This is a genomic window from Candidatus Oleimmundimicrobium sp., assembly GCF_030651595.1.
Taxonomy (GTDB): Bacteria; Actinomycetota; Aquicultoria; order UBA3085; family Oleimmundimicrobiaceae; genus JAUSCH01.
Genome location: NZ_JAUSCH010000017.1, coordinates 1 through 2,644, shown reverse-complemented (window position 1 = coordinate 2,644; position 2,644 = coordinate 1). Strand labels below are relative to the sequence as shown.

Sequence of the window (2,644 nt, the reverse complement as noted above, 5' to 3'; positions counted from 1 at the left end):
GGTAATGTCACAAAAGATTGCATATTACATTATCATGCGCGGCTTGGCGGGATGTATGCCGGATTCGCTTGATGTTGCCAGATATGAAACACGCGCGGCAATGGTGAAGCATATCAATTCTGAAATTGATTTGAATTCTTGGCCATTGCGCGCAAGGCGTCAAATCAATACAGTTGATATTTGGAAATATATTCAAGGTGGAGGAAAGCGGGCTAACTTTGTAATTCGACAGAGTTCGTATCAACTGGAATTTGTCCAGATTGACTATAGGGAATATATGGAACGTATAAGGGAGTCAGAATACAGTTGAACCCGCCAAAAGCTGCACTTTTGCATTGAACCCGCCCCAGTGGCGGGTTTTTGCTTTTCTGGCCATGGTTCGCCCTGCACCTCGCCCTGTGGCCATGGTTCGCCCTGCACCTCGCCCTGTGGCCATGCTTCGCCCTGCACCTCGCTTTTACCGGATCCGATAGCGTGGAGTCGTGGCGTCATCATGCGCGGAGGATTGCGTCCTGGTCTAATCGCCTAAGCGTTTGATTTATAACGCTTTGCAACTTTGCAATGCTGCAGGATGCAGGTGCAAAGCCTGGATAACGCCTTGATAATGTTCGATTTTACAGTATTGCCTTGGCTATGGGTCCTTCTACGGGGTGGCGCGGTCGGGCGGGGACGCAGAACCCCGATTCACGCGAAATTTGAAAAATATCAGAGTAAAACTGGCATAATACATTGAAAATGAACAATTTTTTCTGGATTTTTTTCGCATCGAAACTGATTTTGAACACTGTTCACAGATTCATGTGATATTATAACACTTTGCAGATTTGCAGGACAGACTTTGCAACTTTGCAAAACGAACCCCCTGAGTGGGAGGTCCGACCATTGATCCACGATGCAATGCTCTACAATCGAATGTTTGATTGTAACCGAATTTTCGATGTAAGGTAAAATTTCTTGTTTATTTTCAATACTTTACCACCCTAGGTAAGGTGGTAAGTGAGGGTGGTGAAGATTTATGTTTAATTTCAATACTTTACCACCTTTAACACCCTTAACACCCTATTCCTACTAAAAAGTCTGATAAAGGGACAAGCCCTACAACTGGTCGAAACAGCCAGAAACGTAGATTACCCCTGTAGAGAGAAGTTATAGGAAAATAGGGTGTTAAGGGTGTTGGGGGTGGTTAAGCATTGAAAACATTGACATTTTACCCAACACCCTAATCAACACCCTTGGGAGGGTGTTAGATTCTACAGGCTAATGTTCGTCTGTAGGGAAATGTTTGAACCAAAATGAATTTGATTAGGATCGAATGTTAAATTTCCTGTAAATCTTTGTTTCTGATCCAACATTAGATTTCTAACTAATATTCGTCTGTAAACGAATGTTCAATCTTACGCAAAGATATGAAAAAGGCCCCCGAAGGGGCCATTCTCAATCAGGTCGGGTATATATTCGAGTGGGACCGTACCTTGACGCAAACTCTGGGTGCATCACCTTGTTCCAAGACCTGTTCCAGTTGGTCAACTTCAAGGCTTTTCCGATTTTCATGGTCTCGTTGTGCGGGATGGAACCTGTCTTGCCAAGACACTCCTGCCATATCTGGTTCAGACAGGTGGCGTCTCGCAGGGTGGTTTCGCCGTCGAGGTCGGTGAAGCCATCTTCGGAGCCGATGGGCTGGTCAAGCCATGCCATAATGACGGCAGCAAGGGCTTCTTCCGATGTCTCTATGCGACGGCTTTCCTGAACGGCTGCAGCCTCGACCTGTGCAATCTCGTCGGTCAGGTAAAGGGGCAATTCTCCGAATGGCCGTGCATCCCGCATCGCGCGGTAAAGCTGGTAAGTCTCTGCCCATATCTGCAGGATTTCTTTGGCCAGACGCTTGTTGTCAATCATTCCTTCGACCTTGGAAACGATTGGCCAGTAGCGCCGGTTCCCGGTCGAGTCACGCAGGTACTCATCATCATTGGTCGATCCAACGAAGATACACTGCCGCGGGAAGGTCATCGCTCGTTTGCCATACGGAAGCCGTGCCTTGTCGAACTTGCGGGAGACGAAGGCTTTAAGGTCATTAACCTCATGTCGGGCCATGGCAGAGAGTTCCCCAATCTCCATAATCCATGATCCCTGCATGATTTGGACCATTTCCTGCGGGTTGGAGATGTCACCGACCAGTTCTGAGTACCAACCTACCCCCAGAATCTCGATGAAGGTCGATTTTCCCTTGCCTTGAAGACCTTCGAGGATGGGAACGAAGTCGAACTTGTGACCTGGCTCAAAGATGCGGGTCAGAGCCCCTAGCAGCGTGAGCAAGGAAGCCTGTCGGTTATATGCGTTGTCGTCGCACATCAGATATTCGATAAACAGCGTCTCTGCGCGAGCAACACCGTCCCATTCGACACTGAGTATTTTCTCCCGCACGGGATGGAAGCGATTTGCTTCTGCGACCAGGTTTACCGCCGCGAACAGGTCTCGGTCGGTGACTTTGATCCCGTAACCGCCTTGTGTCGTCGGTGCCTCAATCAGCATTCGAATGGCCCGATCGTGAGCGTCTGTCCACTGATCACCGTTTAGCGGATCCTTCAGGGACCAGATATAACCTTCAAGGTTCAGCACCGGCTTCGATCGGTCGGATTTCTTTCGG

At 48.4% G+C, this 2,644-nt stretch carries 2 protein-coding genes; one reads left to right on the top strand and one right to left on the bottom strand.

Annotated features, from left to right (window positions below):
• Positions 1–310, top strand: a 310-nt coding sequence (locus Q7U95_RS01515; RefSeq protein WP_308751516.1) for a hypothetical protein, incomplete at its 5' end; no start/stop codon positions are given.
• Between the two features lie 1,124 nt (positions 311–1,434).
• On the opposite strand, the gene Q7U95_RS01510 is transcribed toward Q7U95_RS01515, so the two are convergent.
• The coding region (locus Q7U95_RS01510) for a virulence-associated E family protein (protein WP_308751515.1) at positions 1,435–2,644 on the bottom strand (1,210 nt) is incomplete at its 5' end.